A 20,088-nucleotide genomic window follows, 5' to 3' on the forward strand; every position below is an offset into this window, starting at 1 on the left:
AATACAATGAGACGGACGAATGAAACGATATGGTTGCTGGTGTGGCTGCTTCTTACTGTTGCTGGTGGCTGCACTGAGACGGAGGTGGAAGAAGAGGATATTCCGCCTCATGCCTTGAAGGAGGTGGAGGCCGGGTTCAACCTGAACGTGCTGGCTAGCCGGACTCCCGTTACCCGTAGCATAATTTTTACCCCCAACGGCACGGTCGAGTCGGATACACTGGCGGTAGCCGGTGTGGCTGATACGCTACAGACACGTGCAACAACGGCACTGGAGGCCGACCGGGAAAACCTGATCGCCAACCTATGGGTCGGGCAGTATAATGCAACAACGGGGGTGCGTCTGTTCAACCAATACTTCGAATCGATGACCGGCACTACGGTTAACCTGAAACTGAAACAGATTCAGGACGAGAGCAATAGCCATGTGTATTTCATATCTAACGCGGGCGACCTGGGTGAAATAGTCGATGAAGCTACATTAAAAATACATGCGTTACCCTATACTTTTACCGATGAAGGCTTACCGAATGATAACTTATGCCGGATGGTAGGCATGTGGGAGGGGAAGGTGGTTGCCACCGGTATGAAAGATATCGAAGTGGAGCTGACCCGTCTCCTGGCCAAGATCACGTTTACTTATTCAATGGGAGAGGGGTTTACGTTTACTCCGATCTCGGTGGCGCTGAGATCCGTCCCTGATAAATCGCAGGTAACAGCTCCGACAACACAATTATCCGGCCTTAGTTATGGCACGTATAGTGGAACGGCCAGTGCCGATGGAGCAACGATCTACTGGTATCTGCCTGAAAACATGGCAGGAACGGTCAGTGGCCCGGATGCTGTCGACTCGGAAAAGAAAAAGACCGGTACCGGTGTAACGAATGCAACCTGTATCGAACTGACCGGAACGGCAGTGCAGGGCGGGGTGAGGTATGAGGAGGTTACCTTCCGGTTCTATCCGGGCAGTAGTATGAATAATTATGATATTATACGCAACTCACATTATACGATGAGTGTCACCCTGGTTGGTATCGATGTTTCCGACGAACGTATCACGGTGGGAAAAATACCTCCCATTATCGTTGACGAGGGAAAGATGCCGGCGGAGAAAGGTGGAACAAAAGAGGTACAGATCACAGCCCGTCCGGGTCAACCGTGGAGTTTCGATATGCCCCAGTGGTTGTCGGCTTTATTAGACGGAACTGCTGTTTCGGCCGGTGCCACGTTTTCTTATCATGGCCCCTATAAGGTGATTTTTCAGGCTGCATCCGCCAATCCGGAAGCGGAGGATAGAAGTGTGACGTTTTCTTTGAAAGTGAACGGTGTGGATCAGGATATCACCCTTACGCAAAGTGGCTCGACCTTGACAAAAGGGGAGGATATATCTCTGGAGGCTGCCTCTGGCTCGGAAGGCTCTTCTTCCTTTACAGCAACGAGTGGCTTGCAATGGTCGGCTGCTTTAAGTGACGGAGAATGGTTGGATTGGGCAACGGCAAATCCGGCTACATCGGGTGCTGAAGCTCCGGCAGAGGCACAAACGCTGGTTGTCAGGGCGAAAACCAGTAACCCGTCGGCAACGGAGCGTATAGGAAAAATAACGGTAAAAGCCGGGGCATCGGTGGGGAATGTGAGTTATACCGGATTGAAACAAGATATCAATGTTACCCAGGCGGGTTCTACCGTAACGGGTTCTTCAAAAGAGGTAAATGCCGAGGCTGCTAACGGTCTGACCTCTTCCTTTACGGCTACCGCCGGATTGAACTGGGCGGCCAGCGTAACGGATGGCAGTTGGATTACCTTAGCTGAAAGTTCCGGTGGCCCGACAACCGGTTCTGCCGAGAATATAAATTATAATGTGCCGGTAAATCCGAATGCCGAGTCCCGAAGTGATGAAATAACAGTCCGTGCGGGAGACCCATCCACGGGGCCGACTGCGAAAATAACGGTAAGCCAGAAAGCTTCGTCGCTGACTGCTTCAGGCAGTCCTGTTACATTGGCTGCAACGGCTGACGCCAGTGGAATATTGACGTTTAAAGGAACTTCAGGATTACCCTTTTCTATTACCACCCCTGATTGGTTATCCCTGACAGGCTCGACTCCGGGAACAACGAATGGCAGTAGTCAGACTGTAGGATATACAGCGAGTGGAATGAATCTCAATAGTACGGAATTGTCGGGTGATATAACAGTAAAAGCAGGGAATATAGAGAAAACAGTGGCTGTAAAGCGATCGGGGTCTACATTTACCGTGTTCCCAACGGAATTGTCGTTTGAAAAAACAGGCGGTTCTGGCACAGTAGAGGTGGAAGGCACAAACGGTTTGCCTTGGACAGTGAGCCCATCTGTGACGACTGATGGTATTACACCTGATATTATATCATCTGAAATTGGGAATACAAAGCAGACTTTGACGTTTACAGCTACTGCGAATTCGTTTGGTGCCCGTTCTGTTACATTTACTATTGCTGTACCCGGTGGTGATCATTCAAAAACAGTGGAGGTTAATCAGGCGGCTGCTCTGACTGGGTTTATTGTAACAATCGATCAGAATTTATTACAGGATTATTATACTCAAATGAGTGGAGATAAATACACTTGGACAACACATCCTCCGTTTGATGCTGATGGAACAGATACAGCGCCCTCTCATGGTATCACGGATGTCAATTTATCCGAGTCTCCTACAATGACAGGTTCTTATTCTATACAAATACAAAAGGGGCAAAAAACTGGTACTAGTATTTATTCTGTACAGCAAAGTTATTGTTCTGAATTGGATGAGGATGGTACCGGTTGGCGTTTACCTACTTTGATAGAGTTACGTGCTATCTATAATAACAAAGAGGAAATAGAGAGCTCAGAGGGTGCCAGCGGGTTCGAGAGATGGTACTGGAGTAGTTCGGTCTACAAAGGTGATGGTAATAATCGGTGCATACACTACTTTGATGCTAGCAGATTCTTCTTCACCAAGACCTCGAACAACGGTGGCAGTGTTCGCTGCGTCCGTGATCTCCAGAACCGCTTCAGGTAAGAAATTGCTATAATATAAAGGAACAGAAATTATTTATCAAAAATCAAAGAAAATGAATTATGAACAAAATTGAATTAGTAAACGAATTAGCAGTAAAGATGAATGTTTCTCAGAGTCAGTCCCGGCAGTTTGTCAATGCTTTTCAGGATATACTGAAAGAAACATTGGGGCATGAGGCCATCATGCTCCAGGGATTTGGAAGCTTTGAGCCCTGGCAGCAGAAGCGGCGGGGAGGGCGTAATCCCCATACAGGTACTCCCTGTGTGATAGAGGCTCGTACGAGTGTGAAGTTTAAACCCGGAAAGTTCTTACTCAAGGCTCTGAATTCTTAAAATAAGCGGGGTATATGCCGCCGGTGTGAAATATCACTCCGGGTAATTGTCTGATAAAAGGAACTGTAATGGTTACAGTTCCTTTTTAATTAATAAGTGAAACCTGTCTGTTATATATATGAAAAAGAAGAATAAGTTTGAGCTTTTATTCCCTAATGGAAAAGTTCCTGATGTAAACGAGTTTAACCGTAGCCTGGATGCTATGTCGGAAGAAGGACGGAAAAAGTTCCTTGAAAAAATTTATAAGGTTTCTTTTAGTGTCTGGACTGCATTACCCCCATCTCAACAGACTTTTATAGAAGCCGTGATCGCACATGACCGGCAAGCTTACGCCGACTTTGTTCAACAGAAAACCGTGATGGTACATATCCGCTACACCCTTCGCCATCCTGCCTTGTTTATCCGAACGCTTCATCTGATAGAAGCGATAGAACGTACTGCCAAAACTTCATTAAGCCGCCTGGCTATGTCGATAACCATCTGTTTCAACTTTTCCGAAAAAGTCAAAACATTGGCTGAAAATATCAGCAAAGAAAAACCCACTTCCAAAGAACTCTTGATCCTATCCGGCAAAACAGAAATTAAGGACGACTATAATGGTTGATACCGTTTAGTTGATAATAGTTAAATGATCACCAAAAACGCCGCAACGAAGTATCGTGAAAAAAGAGTAGTTAAGATTTATTATATCTATAATGATTTGGTAAATAGTACTTTATTGAATAGGTCGGTTGCGCTTTTAACATATCTGTATCTCCTTACTTTTGTATCGTTCCTCTGAAACAAATATATCAACCATTTAAACTTAAAAGTTATGGCATTGAAATTCAGAAAAGTGCAACGTCGGGTGCTTAGTGGCGACGATAAAGACAAGGTGAAGACCTATGCAGTAGCCAAATCGTCGAGTTATTGTGACATGGAAAAATTGTGTGAATTGATCTCCAGCCGTTCGGCTATGCAGTAGCCAAATCGTCGAGTTATTGTGACATGGAAAAATTGTGTGAATTGATCTCCAGCCGTTCGGCTATGTCGAGTGCCGATGTAAAGGCGATACTCGACTCGCTGAATTGGGCGATGGGTTTGGAGCTTCGCTCGGGAAGTATCGTACAGGTGGGCGAATTCGGAAGTTTTCGTTTCTCTGTCCGTTCGAAGGGGGCGGATACGGAGGAGGCATTTAATGCTTCTATGATTAAAAAGGCACGTATCATCTTTACGCCGGGTGCCAGCTTGCGTTGGACTAGCGAACTCGCGAAGTTTGAAGAAGACGACGTGAAAGTCGTTGAAAAGAAGAACGACGGCGAGGGTGAAGACGATCGTCCTGTTATCGAGTAATTCGATTTTGAAAAATTGACAGTTTAAAAAAAAAGCAGAGGAACGTATGAAAAGGAAACTGACTGTTCAATTGGTAATGGCAATCCTGCTCGTATTGAGCGGGATTGTCCTTCTTTTCTCCGGTTTCTGGATTGCTCCGAAGGGGGAGATCCATAGTAGTGTGCTGGTGGCTTTCGGGGAGACCTGCACCTTTGCCGGGGCTTTGTTTGGGGTGGATTATTCGTATAAAGTAAAATCAATTCAGGATGAACGAGAAAATAAGTAGGAATTTTACCTGGGAAGAAATGACGTATAGCCGGGTGGCTGTGGAGAACGGGTTGCGGAACGATCCGCCTTTTGAGGCTCAGTTAGCTATGAAACAGTTGGTGAAGCGTTTGCTGCAACCGTTGCGGATAGCTTACGCACAGCCCATTGCGATAACGAGCGGTTATCGTAGTCCGGAAGTGAATAAGCTGGTGGGTGGCGTGCCTTCGAGCCAGCATGTGAAAGGGGAGGCGGCCGACTGTTATGTGCCTGATCCGGAGGTGTTGTTGAATGTGTTGCGTTTTTGCAAGTTGCCTTTCGACCAGGCTATCCTGTATAAACGTAAGAAGTTCCTGCATCTTTCACTCAGGGCGAAAGGGGAGAACCGTTATCAGATCATTATTAATAAATGAAAGGGGAGGAGTTGTATGAGTCTATCAGATAAGTTTCTAATGTGTGTCCAGATACGAAAAATGAATCAAAGGAACTCTTTTTAGGGCCATACTTTTATTTCATGTATATTTGTCGTATGAGAAAGAGCGAACATATAGATATATTAAATGATAGCGGGGAAGTCGTGAAAGCGAAATCTCCTGTTATCGTATCTGCCAGTCGTTCTACTGATATACCGGCTTTCTATGCTGATTGGTTCTTTTATCGCTTGGAGAAAGGGTATTCGGTTTGGGTTAATCCTTTTAATAAGGTGCGGAGTTATGTGTCTTATGCTGATACAAGGCTGATCGTTTTCTGGTCTAAAAATCCTAAACCTCTTCTTATGCATTTAGATCAGTTGGAGGAAATGAATGTGCATACATATATTCAATATACATTGAATGATTATGAAAAAGATGGATTAGAGAGGAATGTACCGCCTTTGCAGGAACGGATAGATACGTTTAAACGATTGGTCGATCGGTTGGATAGTGACCGGGTGATCTGGCGTTTCGATCCAATGATGTTGACTGACCGGATTTCTAAAGATGATTTACTGGGAAAGGTTGAATATATAGGTAATCAGTTGAAAGGATATACGAAGAAATTAGTTTTCAGTTTTGCTGATATTCCGGAATACAGAAAAGTGAAAGCGAATCTGGAAAAGAATCATATAAATTATCGATCTTTTGAAAAGGATGATATGGAGTATCTGGCAAGAGGTTTAATGAACTTAAATGCATCCTGGGGTTATACGCTGGCTACTTGTGGAGAGAAAATCAATTTGGATCGGTATGGGATTGCCCATAATAAATGTATAGACGATGGGTTGATGATCAAATGTTTTTCCGATGATAAGCAATTGATGGACTTTATAGGGTATAATCCGGCAGAGACCCAGTTGGAGCTTTTCGGAAATGGGAGGAAATCTCCGGGAAAAGATAAAGGACAAAGATTGTTTTGCGGATGCATAGCCAGTAAGGATATCGGAATGTATGATACCTGCCCGCATCAATGTGAGTATTGTTACGCAAATACATCGATAAAAATAGCAGAAGCTAATTATGCCCGACATAAACAGAATCCTTATTTTGAGTCGATAATCGGAATGTGACGGGATTTGTGGTTATACCCCCAATAAGTAGATAATATAGTGGAGTTTTTAGGGGTATAACCCTAAAGACTTTTCGAATGGTGTTGAAAAATGAGTATATTTGCGTTATTAAGAATTAATCCTAATAAGTATGAGATGGGGTAGATATTGTAAAGCAAATAAAAGAAACGGTTCATCCTATTGCTCCAACTACAGAAAGAGAATAAATAAATCATGATATATAAAAATCCCATATTCAGCCTTTGGCTGTTTCTGTTTATACTGGCTCTAACATCCTGCGGCAGTAAGAAACGTGTCGCGTTGCCTGCCGACTTTAAAGGGCCTAAAGAATTATCACGTTTATATGGTGTGCGTATTACGGCGGAAGATAATATTTTTCTTTATAATGAGGGAGCGAAATGGCTCGGGGCTCCTCACCGGATGGGCGGAAGCACTAAAAGGGGAGTGGATTGCTCCGGTTTCGTAGCCATCATGTTCCGTGAAGTTTATAGAAAACAGTTGGCACGCTCGTCGGCTGATATGTTGAAATATAACTGTAAGAAAGTGAGCCGTTCTAAGTTGCAGGAGGGCGATCTGGTGTTTTTCAGGACTGGCAGTGGAAAGAAAAAAGTACCTAATCATGTAGGTATCTACCTGAAAAACGGGAAGTTTATCCATACCAGTACTTCAAAGGGGGTTATGGTCAGTAGCCTGAGTGAACCTTACTTCACACGCAGCTGGATAACAGGCGGAAGGGTGAAGTAAGATATTTTTGTGAACATCAGGCCGAAAGTTGCTTTTTTATGTATCTTTGCACTTCAAATAAATAAACATAGATCAAGTATGTTGACGCTTAAAATGATTACGGAAGAAACAGATCGCGTAATTCGTGGTCTGGAGAAGAAACACTTTAAAGATGCGAAGGAAACCATCGCTAAAGTGATTGAACTGAACGATAAAAGACGTAGTACACAGAATCAATTAGATAATAACCTGGCAGAGGTGAACTCGCTGTCGAAAGCTATCGGTGGCCTGATGAAAGAGGGCAAGAAAGAAGAAGCTGAGGCTGCTAAAAAGCGTGTTGCCGATATCAAGGAAATCAGCAAGGGGATCCAGGCTGAAATGGATCAGGCTTCGGAAGAAATGCAGAATCTGCTTTATACGATTCCGAATATCCCTTACGATGAAGTGCCGGAAGGTGTGGGTGCAGAAGATAATGTGGTGGAGAAAATGGGCGGTATGGAAACAGAACTGCCGAAAGATGCGTTGCCCCATTGGGAATTGACAAAGAAATATGACCTGATAGACTTTGACCTGGGTGTGAAGATCACAGGAGCAGGCTTCCCGGTTTATAAAGGACAAGGTGCCCGGTTGCAACGTGCCCTGATCAACTTCTTCCTGGATGAAGCACGTAAATCCGGATATATGGAGATTATGCCGCCGACAGTGGTAAACGCTGCTTCCGGTTTTGGTACAGGTCAGCTTCCCGATAAGGAAGGACAGATGTATCATTGCGAAGTGGATGATCTTTACCTGATACCGACAGCAGAAGTGCCGGTAACCAATATTTACCGCGATGTGATCCTGGATGATAAACAATTGCCGATAAAGAATTGTGCTTATACACAATGTTTCCGTCGTGAAGCCGGTTCTTACGGTAAGGACGTACGCGGTTTGAACCGTCTGCATGAGTTCTCAAAGGTGGAACTGGTGCGTATCGATAAACCGGAACATTCAAAACAGTCTCACCAGGAGATGTTGGATCACGTGGAAGGTTTGCTTCAGAAGCTTGAACTTCCGTATCGTATCCTTCGCCTGTGTGGTGGCGATATGAGCTTTACTGCTGCTCTTTGCTTTGACTTCGAAGTGTATTCTGAAGCACAGCAGCGTTGGTTAGAGGTTAGCTCTGTTTCTAACTTCGATACTTATCAGGCAAACCGTTTGAAATGTCGCTACCGCGATGAGAACAAGAAGCCTCAGCTGTGTCATACGCTGAACGGTAGTGCGCTGGCGTTACCTCGTATTGTCGCTGCATTGCTCGAAAATAACCAGACTCCCGAAGGTATCCGCATTCCGAAAGCGTTGATCCCTTATACTGGTTTCGATATGATTAAATAAGCATATTACCTTATATAAAAAAGGATGCATCCTCTTGCCGAGAAGGATGCATCCTTTTTTTGTATAGCCCTTATCCTTTAGATGAACAGATTGACATTGGCATCTTCTGCGCGTTCAAGATAGGTGGCGACGCCTCCCAGCGTGACGTTTTCCATCAGCTCCTCTTGTTTTACGCCCATCACATCCATACTCATGGTGCAGGCAATCATTTCGACACCGTTCTCGGCTGCCTGGGCGATAAGGCTTTCCAGGCTGTCGATATGTTTCTTCTTCATGATCAGGCGCATCATCCAGCTTCCGGCACCACCCATATTCATTTTCGACAGCTTCAGTTTGCCGCTATGTGCGGGGAGCATCCAACCGAACATTTTTCCGAAGATATCTTTGGAAACAGCCGGTTTCTGCCGTTTCTTGATTACGTTCAGTCCCCAGAAGGTAAAGAACATAGTCACTTTCTTGCCGGTTGAGGCGGCTCCGTTGGCAATGACGAAGGAAGCTAGGGCTTTATCCAGGTCGTCGCTGAATACGATCAGTGTTTTGTTGTCGCCACCATTCACCATTTTGCAGGCACTTTTGGGTTCACCTTTTTCGATTGTGGCGTGGATGACTCCTAATTTGTTTTCAACTCCTACCAGTTGTGCCCCGGTCATGTTGCACCAAGCGGCAACATCTTTACCGAATCCCTGATCGGTTGCGGTTATCAGCAGGCGGTCGCCTGTATTTATTTCGGCATAATGCTTTTTCAGTTGCATGACCGGGCCCGGACATTGCAGTCCGCAGGCATCGATCCGGATGGTTTGCCGGGTGGAAGAGTGGGGCGCAACGGTAGCAACCGGTTTTTCCGTTTCTGTCGTTTTGGGGTTGCTTTCTACTTGATCCAAAGTCGGTTTAGCCGTAGCTATGCTCCACGTTTTATAACCACCTGATAGATTCCTGACATCTTTATAACCATGCTGAACCAGTATGCGGTAAGCCAGGTATCCGCGTAGTCCGACAGCACAGGTTACCACGATCGGCCTGTTTTTAGGTAACTCCGACAAACGGCTCCGAAGTTCATCTACCGGAATGTTTATTGCTCCGGGAATAGATCCCAAACTGTATTCATCGGCTGTGCGTACATCTACCAGTATCGTTTCACTGCTTAGTCGGGCTATATCTCTCCAGCCTATGATCTCGACCTTTTTGGTAAGGATGTTTTCAGCTACATATCCAGCCATATTTACCGGATCTTTAGCAGATGAGTAGGGGGGAGCATAAGCCTGTTCGAGCTCCGTAAGGTCGTAAACCGTTCCTTTGCGCTGTATTACCTGGGCAAGCATTTCGATCCGTTTGTCAACTCCGTCGAATCCAACGATCTGTGCTCCCAGTAACTTTCCATCTTCGGGAGAGAACAGTATTTTGATAGACATCGGAACGGCACCCGGATAGTAACCCGCATGTGATGCAGAGTGTGTGTACGATGATCGGTAGGCGATACCTTCGCGTTTCAGTAACTTGGCGTTGGCTCCGGCAGCTGCAACTGTCAGGTCGAATACTTTAGCGATGGATGTGCCGATGGTGCCTTTATATGTTTCGCGATTGCCGAACACGATATTGTCGGCCACAATGCGTCCTTGTTTGTTGGCCGGCCCGGCAAGCGGGATCAGGGCCGGTTTGCCTGTTACCGGATTGATTACTTCAACGGCATCCCCCAGGGCATATATATCCGGATCGGAAGTTTGCATATAGTCATTCACAGCAATTCCTCCAAGTGAACCGATAGTCAATCCGGCTTCTTTTGCCAACCGTGTTTCGGGACGTACGCCGATACTGAGGATCACCAGGTCGGTAGCGATTTGTTTACCGCTACGAAGGTGTACAAGGATACCTTTAGATGTCTCTTCAAAACGTGAAACACCGTCTTCGAGACGCAGATCGACCTTTTTATCGATCAGTTGCTGGTGTACGATGGCTGCCATCGAGTAATCGAGCGGAGCCATTACCTGGTTTGCCATTTCAACGACAGCGATGTTGATACCGAGGTCGTGCAGATTTTCGGCCATCTCCAGTCCGATAAATCCACCGCCTACAACCACTGCGTGGCGAGGTTTGTTCTGATCCACATAATTCTTGATTGTATCTGTATCAGGAACGTTGCGTAAGGTGAATATCTTTTTACTGTTGATGCCTTCGATGCCGGGGCGAAGCGGTTCGGCTCCGGGAGATAGTACCAGTTTGTCGTAACTTTCGGTATATGTCTGTCCTGTTCCGAGGTTTTTCACTTCAACGGTTTTATCCTTCGGGTGGATGGCGGTCACCTCCTGTTCGGGACGAATGTCGATGTTGAAACGGGCTGTGAAACCTTCGACTGTCTGCACGAATAGCTTATCTCGTTCTGCAATTACTCCGCCTATATAATAAGGTAGTCCACAGTTGGCGTATGATACGTATTTCCCGCGTTCAAACAGGATAATATCTGCATTCTCATCCATTCTTCTCAGGCGTGCTGCTGCTGTTGCTCCACCGGCAACTCCTCCGATTACTAAGTATTTCATCTTATTATTGTTTTATTGTTATTATACATATTTGCTAATGGAAAATAAATAGGTAAAAAAAGGGGGTCAACCCTTTTCCATGCATTGCTGCAGTTTACCGAACAGGCCGTCGAAACGCAGTTCTGCGTTCATCATTTGCTGTACTTTCTCTTTCCCTTTCGGTGTAAGCGAAAAGAACATCTGACGTTTATCTTCTTTGCTGATACTGCGACGGATAAACCCCTTGTTTTCTACCGACGTGATCACCTTGGATACGCGTGAATTGGATAAACCTATATAATCGCAGATCGTCCCGGCCGACTTTGCTTCGTTGTCTTTCAGGCAACATAGCAACATGGCTTCGTTGATTGTGATCTCATGTACCTCTGAAAATGCTTTTTCAAACTGGTATAATGTTTTATATATGTCCTTTATAACACAAATAGCTTCCATCTTGTTTTCTTTATTAATGGTACAAAGGTAAATAATATTTCTGATATAAATAGTGTTTAGTGGAAAATAAATTGTAAAAAGTGATGAAACAAAAAGAGACAAGGTGTTTACCCTGTCTCTTCTATTTTATCTGAACGATAGTTTTTAGTCTCTGTTTGAGAAGTATTTCATAAACTGTGAACGTTCATACATCGCGGGGTTCGGGATGTTTGCATAGTTCAGTTTACCCTGGAACTGTGACAGATTTTGATAATGTGCCTGATGCATCCATTCTTCTATACATGTAAGTACTTGTGAAATAATTTCACCTCCGTGTGTGTATACGGCACTACACATTTGTACGGCTGAAGCTCCTGCCAGCAGGCATTTGATAACATCTTCCCAGTCGTGTATTCCGGTTGAAGAAGCGATGCTTATTCCGGGTACTTTTCCTGAAATGATCGCTGTCCAACGGATTGTATCACTTAAGTCGGAGTGGTTGCTGAATACGTTGCCCGATACGATCTGCATACTGTTGATGTCGATGTCCGGCTGATAGAATCGGTTGAACATCACTACGCCGTCTGCTCCGTTTACTTTCAATGTATTGACCAATGCCGGGATATTTCCGACATTTTTTCCAATCTTTATGATAATGGGTATTGAAACGGTTTCTTTTACTTTTCGGATGATATTGACGTAAAGATCGCGTATTTCATCCGGATTGTATTCCAGGCTTGTTTCCAGAAAGAATACATTCAGTTCCAAAGCGTCCGCACCGGCCAGTTCTATTTGACGGGCAAAGTCAATCCATACGTCCGATTTATAGCAGTTAATGCTGGCAATGATGGGGATCGTGCACAATTCTTTGGTCTTTTTTATCAGTTCCAGATAGTTGTTCACCTGATTGGCTTTTACATAGCCACGGATATAGTCGGCTGCTTCCGGATAATCTGCATCCTGCATAAGCGAATCGCTCTGCATTTCGATTTGTTCTTCGAAAAGGGATTTGAGAACGATGGCTCCGGCACCTGCCTTTTCAAATTCTTTGTTTCGTTCCGCGTTGTTAGTCAGCCCCGAGCTTCCTACGATTATAGGATTACGAAGTGTTAGTCCTGCGTATTGGGTTTTAATGTCTATCATGTCAGATTCAATTTTAATGTATTAGTACTCGCGTTCACCGAAAATACTGGTTCCAACCCGTATCATAGTGCTACCCTGGCGAATGGCAACGGGATAATCGTGGCTCATTCCCATAGATAGTACTGCAAAATTATCATTTCCTTTGAAATATATAGCTTTTAATTCGCTGAAAAGTTCGTGTAAAAGGTGAAATTCTTGTTCGATAAGAGCGGTATCGTCAGTATAAGTCGCCATTCCCATCAATCCGACTATTTGAATGTTTCCGAGTTCGTCCAATTGTTCGTTTTGCAGGAGCTCGCGGCATTCATCGGGTGTCAGCCCATGCTTGGTGTCTTCCTGGGCAACATGTATTTCCAGCAGGACACGGATCACACGGTTGTTTTTGGCAGCCTGTTTGTTTACTTCCTGCAGTAATCTGAACGAATCGATACTGTGGATTGTATGGATAAAGGGTGCGATGTCTTTTACTTTATTACTTTGCAGCGGCCCGATGAAGTGCCATTCGATATCACCCGGTAGTACTTTTTGTTTAGCCGTCAGCTCCTGTGCCCTGCTTTCGCCGAAAACACGCTGGCCTGCATCGTAGGCTTCCTTCAATGCTTCTGCCGGATGAAACTTAGACACGGCCACCAACGTTACGTTTGCCGGTAGCGATGCCCTTAACTGTACTATATTCTGGGAGATACTCATGCTTCCTCTACTTTGGCTTCTGCTTGTTTCTTTTGTTCGGCAATCAGTTCTTCACCGGATTTAGGTGTTTTGTCGTCGCTGGCAGAGAATGGGAATACATCCATTAGCATGGTTTCAGTAACCGATGCGATTGTGTAGTCGGCCATAGTACCCTTCATTCCTTCTTCCAGAACGGCAATAGCTTCTTTCAGCGTACATGCCTGTGCCAGCATTTGTGCTGCTGTCTTCTTTTCAGCACCGCTTTTTTCATCAAGCGTGATAAAGTACACTTTAATCTTATAGAAACGGTCGCCGTTTTCGTTGAAGAACAACTCTGAAAGACGCGCACGTTTGATGTCTGTCACTGTAAATTCTCCGGAGATGAACGGACGTATCTCTTCAATGATACGAGCTTCTGCTTCAGTGAACGACAAGGCATCAACCAGATAAGGTTCTGTTACTTTCTTTTGCATTCCGTTCTCCAACACTTTTTCGAAGGAGACTTTACATTCAAACCAACTATGCATATTATTTTCTTTTTATTTTTTGTCTGTACTCGTGTTTAAAATACAGTACAAATATAGTTTCAATTCGGGAATAATACAACTGCAATGAAATTCTTTATTTTTTCGGAACATTTTTAATCAGGGACTTGTTTATAAGATGTAGTGTGTTTTTCATGGTATTAGATTTTTAGATTAGTAATGAGGTTGTTCATTCAGTCCGAGAGGATAGAATGAAATATCTGAAATAAAAAAGCCGGAAAAGAGATGATCTATCAACTCCTTTCCGGCTTTTTTATTTTTCTTTGAATCTTTAAAATTCGTCGTTAGCGTAGAGACTGAGGAAGTTTTTCATCTCATAGTCGAATAGTTCATCTTCTTTAAAGAATCTCTTCAGTTCGATCTCTGCTGTTTCCGGTGAGTCGGATGCATGTACGATATTTTCCTGTACGCTCATGCTATAGTCTCCACGAATAGTTCCGGGTGCAGCATTTCTGCCATTTGTAGCTCCGGCCAATGTTCGAACTACCTGTACTGCATCGACGCCTTCCCAGCAACAAACGATTACCGGGCATACGGCCATAGCATCTTTTACTCTTTGAAAGAATGACCGTTCCCTGAGATGGGCGTAATGTTCGCTCAAAATATCATCGGTCAGCCAGATCATTTTCATACCGCAAAGGATTAATCCTTTCTTTTCAAAACGAGAAATGATCTCACCGATCAAACCTCGTTGGATGGTGCATGGTTTTAATATTACAAGTGTCTTTTCCATACTGTTGTCTGTTTTATAAGGTTCAACGAATATTCCTGATAGCGCTAATATTCCCAAAGATAGTGTATTTATTCACTATTAATTAATTTATAGTATAATAATGTGTAAAAACGAGATTAAAATAACAAGTTTTTACTATCAGCGGGCAATTTAATACTAAAGTAGGGGAAGGGCTGTTTATCCATTCCCGGTTGATCGTTTTACTATCGAATTGTTCTCTATTTTACTATAATAAATACGTGTTCATTTTTTTATATTCTTTGATTTTACATTCTTGGGTGTATTTGTTACAATCACTGTTTTATACCCAAAAATATCTGTTTTTACCCGAAGATTGCCTGTATGTTTACATTTGATACCTGAATCATTCAATCTGAAATATTTCTTGATCAGATTTATATGCTAAGATGCTTATAATTAGAGTGAAACTGGGTGTAAAATATTCCTTTTGAACACCAACATTCTTAATTTCAGATTTTCCAATACAAGTGTCTTTCATATATTTAGAACAAACAAGTTTTAATAACCAATTTAGCTTAGGTTTCATTTGCTGGGATTGCATTGTTTAACAATTTAGACAGTAACTCTTCGGTTGACAATAACTTAATATTTCTATAATTAATCCAACTCCGGATTCATTCTCATAAAATCTCTCAGTGTTTGTCGGTTTACTCCCAATTTCTTACTAATATACAACTTGGTTTTCTTTTCCTGTAAAAGCTTGCGTATCAGTCCTTCTTTACCTGATAGTTTGTACTGATCGGATTTACCACCTTTAGGACGGCCAAGCTTAGTCCCTTCCTTCTTTTTTCTGGCTAACGCTTCCTTGGTTCGCTGGGAAATCAAGTTACGTTCAATTTCGGCACTTAAGCTAAAAGCAAAAGCCAAAATCTTACTGTTGATGTTATTCCCTAACTCATAGCGCTCCTTTACCGTAATCACGAAAATGTCTTTTTCCATACATTGATGAAGAAAGCTCATTACCTGCATTAGATTACGACCCAGCCGGGATAATTCGGTTGTCACCAAAATATCACCTTTGCGGATTTGCTTGATTAATCTACCAAGTTGCCGTTCTGCAACATCAGTTGTCCCACTAATTGTTTCTTCTACCCAACGATCAATACGCATGTTCTTGACTTTTGCGAATTTTTCAATCTCGAATCGTTGATTTTCAGTACTTTGCTTATCTGTACTGACTCTTACATAACCGTATATCATACAATCTGAAAATTAAATGAATAACTAAAGATACGTCAGAAAACTAAAAAGTAGGGGGTGATTAGTAAAAACCAACGTTTTTTATCGTCAACTGGATATGTGGGTGGTTTTTCCCTACAAATATGAATATAATAATTTAAATCAATGGTATGCTGAATTGTAAAATTAAATTAATATTTAATATATCGAGGGCAAAATGAGATACAGAAACAATATGTGTATCGTTTTTTTGTGCTATTGGGTAGGATAAATTACTTTTGTCACGAAGATTAGATTAGTAAACAGAAGCGATTTTCATTGCTTCTATGTAAATATAAATATGAAGAAATTATTATCATTGCCTCCCAATTTGGTGAACAGTTTCCACAAAATTACGAAAGTTGATGTGGATGAATGGTTTTGCACTTCTGATCCGGTAGGTGCCAGATTGGGTTCGGGTGGGGGAACGACCTGGTTGGTTGAAGCGTGCCGGCAACATGAAGCACCACAAGCCTCAACTGGAGAGTGGTTAGCCAGAGAGAAACGAATCCTGTTGCATGCCGGAGGGCAGAGTCGTCGTTTGCCTGGTTATGCTCCGTCGGGAAAAATCCTGACACCGATCCCGGTATTCCGGTGGGCCAGAGGACAAAAGTTATCTCAGAACTTGCTGTCTTTACAGCTTCCTCTTTATGAGGAAATAATGCATAAAGCCCCGGAATCGCTTCATACATTAATAGCGAGTGGTGATGTATATATACGCAACAGTATGCCGTTGCAGGATATTCCCGAGGTGGATGTCGTTTGTTATGGCTTATGGGTCGACCCGGCTCTGGCAACCAATCATGGCGTGTTTGTATCGAACCGACAGACTCCCGATAAGTTGGACTTTATGTTGCAAAAACCGTCGCTGGCTGTTTTGGGACAGTTGGCGCAGACTCATCTTTTTCTGATGGATATAGGTGTCTGGTTGTTGAGTGACCGGGCAATGGAACTGTTGATGAAACGTTCGTATACGGCTGATGGAAAGACAATGAAGTCGTATGACCTCTATTCCGATTTCGGATTGTCGTTGGGAGAGCATCCCCGGATTTCCGATTCCGGGTTAAATCAGCTTAGCGTTGCTATTCTGCCTTTAGAGGGTGGCGAGTTTTACCATTACGGGACAAGTCGTGAACTAATCTCTTCTACTCTGGCTGTTCAGAATCTGGTGCGTGACCAGCGTGCTATCATGCATCGGAAGGTGAAACCTCATCCTGCGATGTTCGTACAAAATGCAGAAATAAATCTGGCTCTGACTGCCGCTAATTCCGAACTATGGATTGAGAACAGTTATATCGGAAAGCATTGGATACTGGATAATCGTCATATTATTACGGGGGTACCGGAAAATGACTGGGAACTGAACATTCCCTCCGGTGTTTGTATTGATGTCGTTCCGATTGGAGAAAAGGAATGGGTAGCTCGTCCATACGGTTTTAATGATCCGTTTAAAGGTGGATTCACGGATGGTAATACGCTTTTTTTAGGGAGATCTGTTCTTGATTGGATGAAGGAAAGAGAGATACAAACAGATGCCTTTGACGATTTGCAAAATGCTTTGTTGTTCCCTGTCTGCAAGAATATTGAAGAATTGGGACTGGTGATTCGTTGGATGGTATCTGAACCGAAACTGGAAAGTGGACGGAAAATATGGGAATTGTCTCCAAAGATGTCTGCGAACGAATTATCTGACCGTGCAAACCTGGGCAGGTTATTTTCCCAGCGTGAAAAACTTCGTCAGGCAAACTGGCCGATGTTGGCCGCTAATCATGAGAAAAGTGTCTTTTACCAGTTGGATTTGGCCGATGCCGCTAGCGAATTCGCTGCAGGTAAAATTGAGTTACCGGCGCCGCTTTCTTCTGATGCCCCTTTAATGAAGCAGATACATAACCGAATGTTTCGGGCACGTGTTATGCAACTGGAAAGGAAATCGTATGAGGAAGAGCAGCAGGAGGCTTTTTCTCTGCTTAGGGAAGGATTGATTGGCTCTGTTTCCCGTGAAAAGCAATCTCCTTTTTTAAATGTATATCGTGATCAGATCGTATGGGGGCGTAGTCCGGTTCGTATCGATCTGGCTGGGGGATGGACAGATACACCTCCTTATTGCATGTATGCCGGAGGAAATGTGGTGAATGTGGCTATCGAGTTGAACGGGCAACCTCCGTTGCAGGTATATGTTAAACCTTCGAAAGAGTATAAGGTGATTTTACGGTCTATCGACTTGGGTGCAATGGAAGTTGTTTCAACCTGGGAGGAACTGAAAGATTTCAAGAAGATAGGTTCTCCTTTCTCCATACCTAAAGCGGCATTGGCTTTGGCTGGTTTTGTCCCTGAATTTGCAGCAGAACATTATTCTTCTCTGGAAGATCAGTTGAAAGATTTTGGCTGTGGCTTGGAAGTAACTTTACTGGCTGCTATTCCGGCAGGTTCCGGATTGGGAACCAGTTCTATCCTTGCTGCAACGGTGCTAGGGGCCGTTTCCGATTTTTGCGGATTGTCTTGGGATAAAAACAGAATAGGCTATCGTACCTTGATCCTTGAGCAGTTGCTGACAACCGGTGGTGGATGGCAGGATCAATACGGTGGTGTATTGCATGGATTGAAGCTTTTACAGACGGGTGAGGGATTCAACCAGAATCCTTCCGTTCGTTGGTTGCCGGAACATCTGTTTACCGATCCGCAATGTCAGGCCTGTCATTTGCTCTATTATACCGGGATTACCCGTACAGCAAAGAGTATCCTGGCTGAAATCGTACAGGGAATGTTTCTGAACAGTGCGACCCACCTTCGTCTGCTTTCGGAAATGAAGGTGCATGCACTGGATATGTTTGATGCGATCCAGAGTGGAAACTTCGATACGTATGGTCGGTTGATAGCGAAGACATGGGAACAGAAGAAAGCACTCGACTCCGGTACCAATCCTCCGGCGGTGGAAGAGTTGATTACACAGATCAAAGATTATGCATTAGGATATAAATTACCGGGAGCCGGTGGAGGAGGTTATCTTTATATTGTGGCGAAAGATCCCGAAGCAGCCTTACAGATACGTAAGCAGTTGACTGCTTCCCCACGTAATCCGAATGCCCGCTTTGTGGAAATGGGACTTTCGGACAAGGGGTTACAGATTAGTCGGTCATAAAAAACAGAATAATCAGAACAACTGCTTATCACGGATTAACAGGTATCCTGTCATTCCTGCTAATGTGATAAAAATGAAACCAACAAGTATCAGCATCTTTTTAGGTGCTGATGCTTTTAACGGAACAGTAGCAGGTTCTATGATCGTATAAACCGGTGTTTGTTCCTGAACCCGTAGTTTATCCTGCTCTAACTTTTGAGCCAGCGTATTATATACATTGAATGTAAGTGTCATTTCATTCCGTAACCGTTCCTGTTCGGTTCGGTAACTGGCTGAAATGATATTCTTGTTACCGTCTTCGAAAGCTGCATAGGCTTTTTGTGCTTTATAATAAGCGGTCTGTGCCTCTTTCAACACTTTGTCGGTAAATTCAAGATCCTGTTTGGCTTTTTGTGTCCGGTAGTTGGTGATATATGTCTGCAATTTACCAACCACATTATCGGTTACCTGTGCAGAAATGACCGGATCTTGCATATCGACAGACACAGTAACTACCTGTGTCTTTTTATCGACAAAGACTGATATTCTGTTTTGTAATTCCTTAATGATTGCCTTTTGTTCTTTGGTCAGGAAGAAAGGATCGACCTTATCTGATTTCTCATCCTGTTCTCCCAAAAGTCCAATCAGGTAAGATAATCCTTTTAACGGCGCTTTAATAATATAGCTCCACCAAGCATCCCGCTGGTATTCATTTAGATAATTGAATAAAGAAACAGATATTGTTTTTTTCTTATTGGTTACCTGTCCAGGGAAGAGTTCTAGTAGAAAAGGTGTGCTATGAACTACATCCGGATATAGTTCCGGAGATATGGCATCCTGGCTGGTACTATTCCCCAGGTCTACTCCTGCTATAGCTGCCAATCCTCCCAAGTTACCCATTTTATTGACGGGATTGTTTGTTTCAGGCATCAGTTTTACGGTGGTTGTATATTCTTTAGGAATACTGAATGCAACAATAAGGGCAACCAATACGGCTATGGCACTACTTTTCAGAAGCAGCTTTCTTTTAGACCACAAATATCGTGCGATGGCAATGATATCTATATCTTTTTCCGTTTCGGGCAGCTTGTCTTTGGTCGTATCCATCCTTAC

The 20,088-nt window shown here is 43.6% G+C and carries 19 protein-coding genes; 11 read left to right on the plus strand and 8 right to left on the minus strand.

The window, feature by feature from the left end; translation table 11 throughout:
- Window positions 1-6 precede the first annotated feature (6 nt).
- From HMPREF1536_RS16740 to serS, 10 genes are all read left to right on the plus strand, one after another.
- Window positions 7-3,033: a BACON domain-containing protein gene (locus HMPREF1536_RS16740; RefSeq protein ID WP_028727584.1), complete on the plus strand. Its 3,027-nt coding sequence runs from the start codon at window positions 7-9 to the stop codon at window positions 3,031-3,033.
- Window positions 3,034-3,092: 59 nt separating this feature from the next.
- Window positions 3,093-3,365, plus strand: a complete 273-nt coding sequence (locus HMPREF1536_RS16745) for an HU family DNA-binding protein (RefSeq protein WP_028727583.1) — start codon at window positions 3,093-3,095, stop codon at window positions 3,363-3,365.
- 118 nt (window positions 3,366-3,483) lie between these two features.
- A complete protein-coding gene (locus HMPREF1536_RS16750) occupies window positions 3,484-3,969 on the plus strand; it encodes a hypothetical protein (protein ID WP_028727582.1) in 486 nt (161 codons plus the stop codon).
- A 210-nt stretch (window positions 3,970-4,179) separates the two neighbouring features.
- Entirely contained in the window at window positions 4,180-4,329 is a 150-nt protein-coding gene (locus HMPREF1536_RS28195) for a hypothetical protein (RefSeq protein ID WP_225607913.1), read from the plus strand.
- Window positions 4,330-4,352: 23 nt separating this feature from the next.
- A complete protein-coding gene (locus tag HMPREF1536_RS16755; protein ID WP_233426411.1) occupies window positions 4,353-4,697 on the plus strand; it encodes an HU family DNA-binding protein in 345 nt (114 codons plus the stop codon).
- A 46-nt stretch (window positions 4,698-4,743) separates the two neighbouring features.
- Entirely contained in the window at window positions 4,744-4,962 is a 219-nt protein-coding gene (locus HMPREF1536_RS16760) for a hypothetical protein (RefSeq protein ID WP_028727581.1), read from the plus strand.
- On the plus strand, window positions 4,943-5,353 hold the full coding sequence (locus HMPREF1536_RS16765; RefSeq protein WP_028727580.1) for a D-Ala-D-Ala carboxypeptidase family metallohydrolase: 411 nt from the start codon (window positions 4,943-4,945) through the stop codon (window positions 5,351-5,353). Before HMPREF1536_RS16760 ends, HMPREF1536_RS16765 begins: the two co-directional genes overlap by 20 nt.
- A gap of 116 nt (window positions 5,354-5,469) precedes the next feature.
- Complete coding sequence (locus tag HMPREF1536_RS16770) at window positions 5,470-6,486, plus strand: DUF1848 domain-containing protein (protein ID WP_028727579.1); 1,017 nt, start codon at window positions 5,470-5,472, stop codon at window positions 6,484-6,486.
- 213 nt (window positions 6,487-6,699) lie between these two features.
- The gene (locus HMPREF1536_RS16775; RefSeq protein WP_028727578.1) at window positions 6,700-7,230 is read left to right on the plus strand and encodes a C40 family peptidase; all 531 of its coding nucleotides are present in this window, start codon (window positions 6,700-6,702) and stop codon (window positions 7,228-7,230) included.
- Between the two features lie 78 nt (window positions 7,231-7,308).
- The gene (serS, locus tag HMPREF1536_RS16780) at window positions 7,309-8,583 is read left to right on the plus strand and encodes a serine--tRNA ligase (RefSeq protein ID WP_028727577.1); all 1,275 of its coding nucleotides are present in this window, start codon (window positions 7,309-7,311) and stop codon (window positions 8,581-8,583) included.
- A 77-nt stretch (window positions 8,584-8,660) separates the two neighbouring features.
- Here serS and HMPREF1536_RS16785 read toward each other — a convergent pair whose 3' ends face one another.
- The 7 genes from HMPREF1536_RS16785 to HMPREF1536_RS16820 form a co-directional block, all read right to left on the minus strand.
- Window positions 8,661-11,117 carry a CoA-disulfide reductase gene (locus HMPREF1536_RS16785; protein ID WP_028727576.1) on the minus strand — a complete coding sequence of 819 codons (2,457 nt, stop codon included), beginning with the start codon at window positions 11,115-11,117 and terminating at the stop codon, window positions 8,661-8,663.
- A gap of 66 nt (window positions 11,118-11,183) precedes the next feature.
- On the minus strand, window positions 11,184-11,549 hold the full coding sequence (locus HMPREF1536_RS16790) for a MarR family winged helix-turn-helix transcriptional regulator (RefSeq protein WP_028727575.1): 366 nt from the start codon (window positions 11,547-11,549) through the stop codon (window positions 11,184-11,186).
- A 144-nt stretch (window positions 11,550-11,693) separates the two neighbouring features.
- Entirely contained in the window at window positions 11,694-12,671 is a 978-nt protein-coding gene (locus tag HMPREF1536_RS16795) for a dihydroorotate dehydrogenase-like protein (protein ID WP_028727574.1), read from the minus strand.
- A gap of 21 nt (window positions 12,672-12,692) precedes the next feature.
- Window positions 12,693-13,361 carry a YggS family pyridoxal phosphate-dependent enzyme gene (locus tag HMPREF1536_RS16800; protein WP_028727573.1) on the minus strand — a complete coding sequence of 223 codons (669 nt, stop codon included), beginning with the start codon at window positions 13,359-13,361 and terminating at the stop codon, window positions 12,693-12,695.
- Window positions 13,358-13,867 (minus strand): DUF4494 domain-containing protein, encoded by a 510-nt coding sequence (locus HMPREF1536_RS16805; protein WP_028727572.1) that lies wholly within the window; start codon window positions 13,865-13,867, stop codon window positions 13,358-13,360. Before HMPREF1536_RS16805 ends, HMPREF1536_RS16800 begins: the two co-directional genes overlap by 4 nt.
- A 289-nt stretch (window positions 13,868-14,156) precedes the next feature.
- Window positions 14,157-14,618: a nucleoside-diphosphate kinase gene (gene ndk / locus HMPREF1536_RS16810; RefSeq protein WP_028727571.1), complete on the minus strand. Its 462-nt coding sequence runs from the start codon at window positions 14,616-14,618 to the stop codon at window positions 14,157-14,159.
- Window positions 14,619-15,236: 618 nt separating this feature from the next.
- Window positions 15,237-15,839, minus strand: coding sequence for a master DNA invertase Mpi family serine-type recombinase (locus HMPREF1536_RS16820; RefSeq protein WP_028727569.1), 603 nt, complete (start codon window positions 15,837-15,839; stop codon window positions 15,237-15,239).
- Window positions 15,840-16,152: 313 nt separating this feature from the next.
- On the opposite strand from HMPREF1536_RS16820, the gene HMPREF1536_RS16825 reads away from it, so the two are divergent.
- Window positions 16,153-18,996 carry a bifunctional fucokinase/fucose-1-phosphate guanylyltransferase gene (locus HMPREF1536_RS16825; RefSeq protein WP_259323133.1) on the plus strand — a complete coding sequence of 948 codons (2,844 nt, stop codon included), beginning with the start codon at window positions 16,153-16,155 and terminating at the stop codon, window positions 18,994-18,996.
- Between the two features lie 12 nt (window positions 18,997-19,008).
- Here the strand turns inward: HMPREF1536_RS16825 and HMPREF1536_RS16830 are convergent, their stop codons facing one another.
- Window positions 19,009-20,082 (minus strand): Wzz/FepE/Etk N-terminal domain-containing protein, encoded by a 1,074-nt coding sequence (locus HMPREF1536_RS16830; protein ID WP_028727567.1) that lies wholly within the window; start codon window positions 20,080-20,082, stop codon window positions 19,009-19,011.
- Window positions 20,083-20,088 lie beyond the last annotated feature (6 nt).

This window comes from Parabacteroides gordonii MS-1 = DSM 23371 (assembly GCF_000969825.1).
GTDB classification, from domain to species: domain Bacteria; phylum Bacteroidota; class Bacteroidia; order Bacteroidales; family Tannerellaceae; genus Parabacteroides; species Parabacteroides gordonii.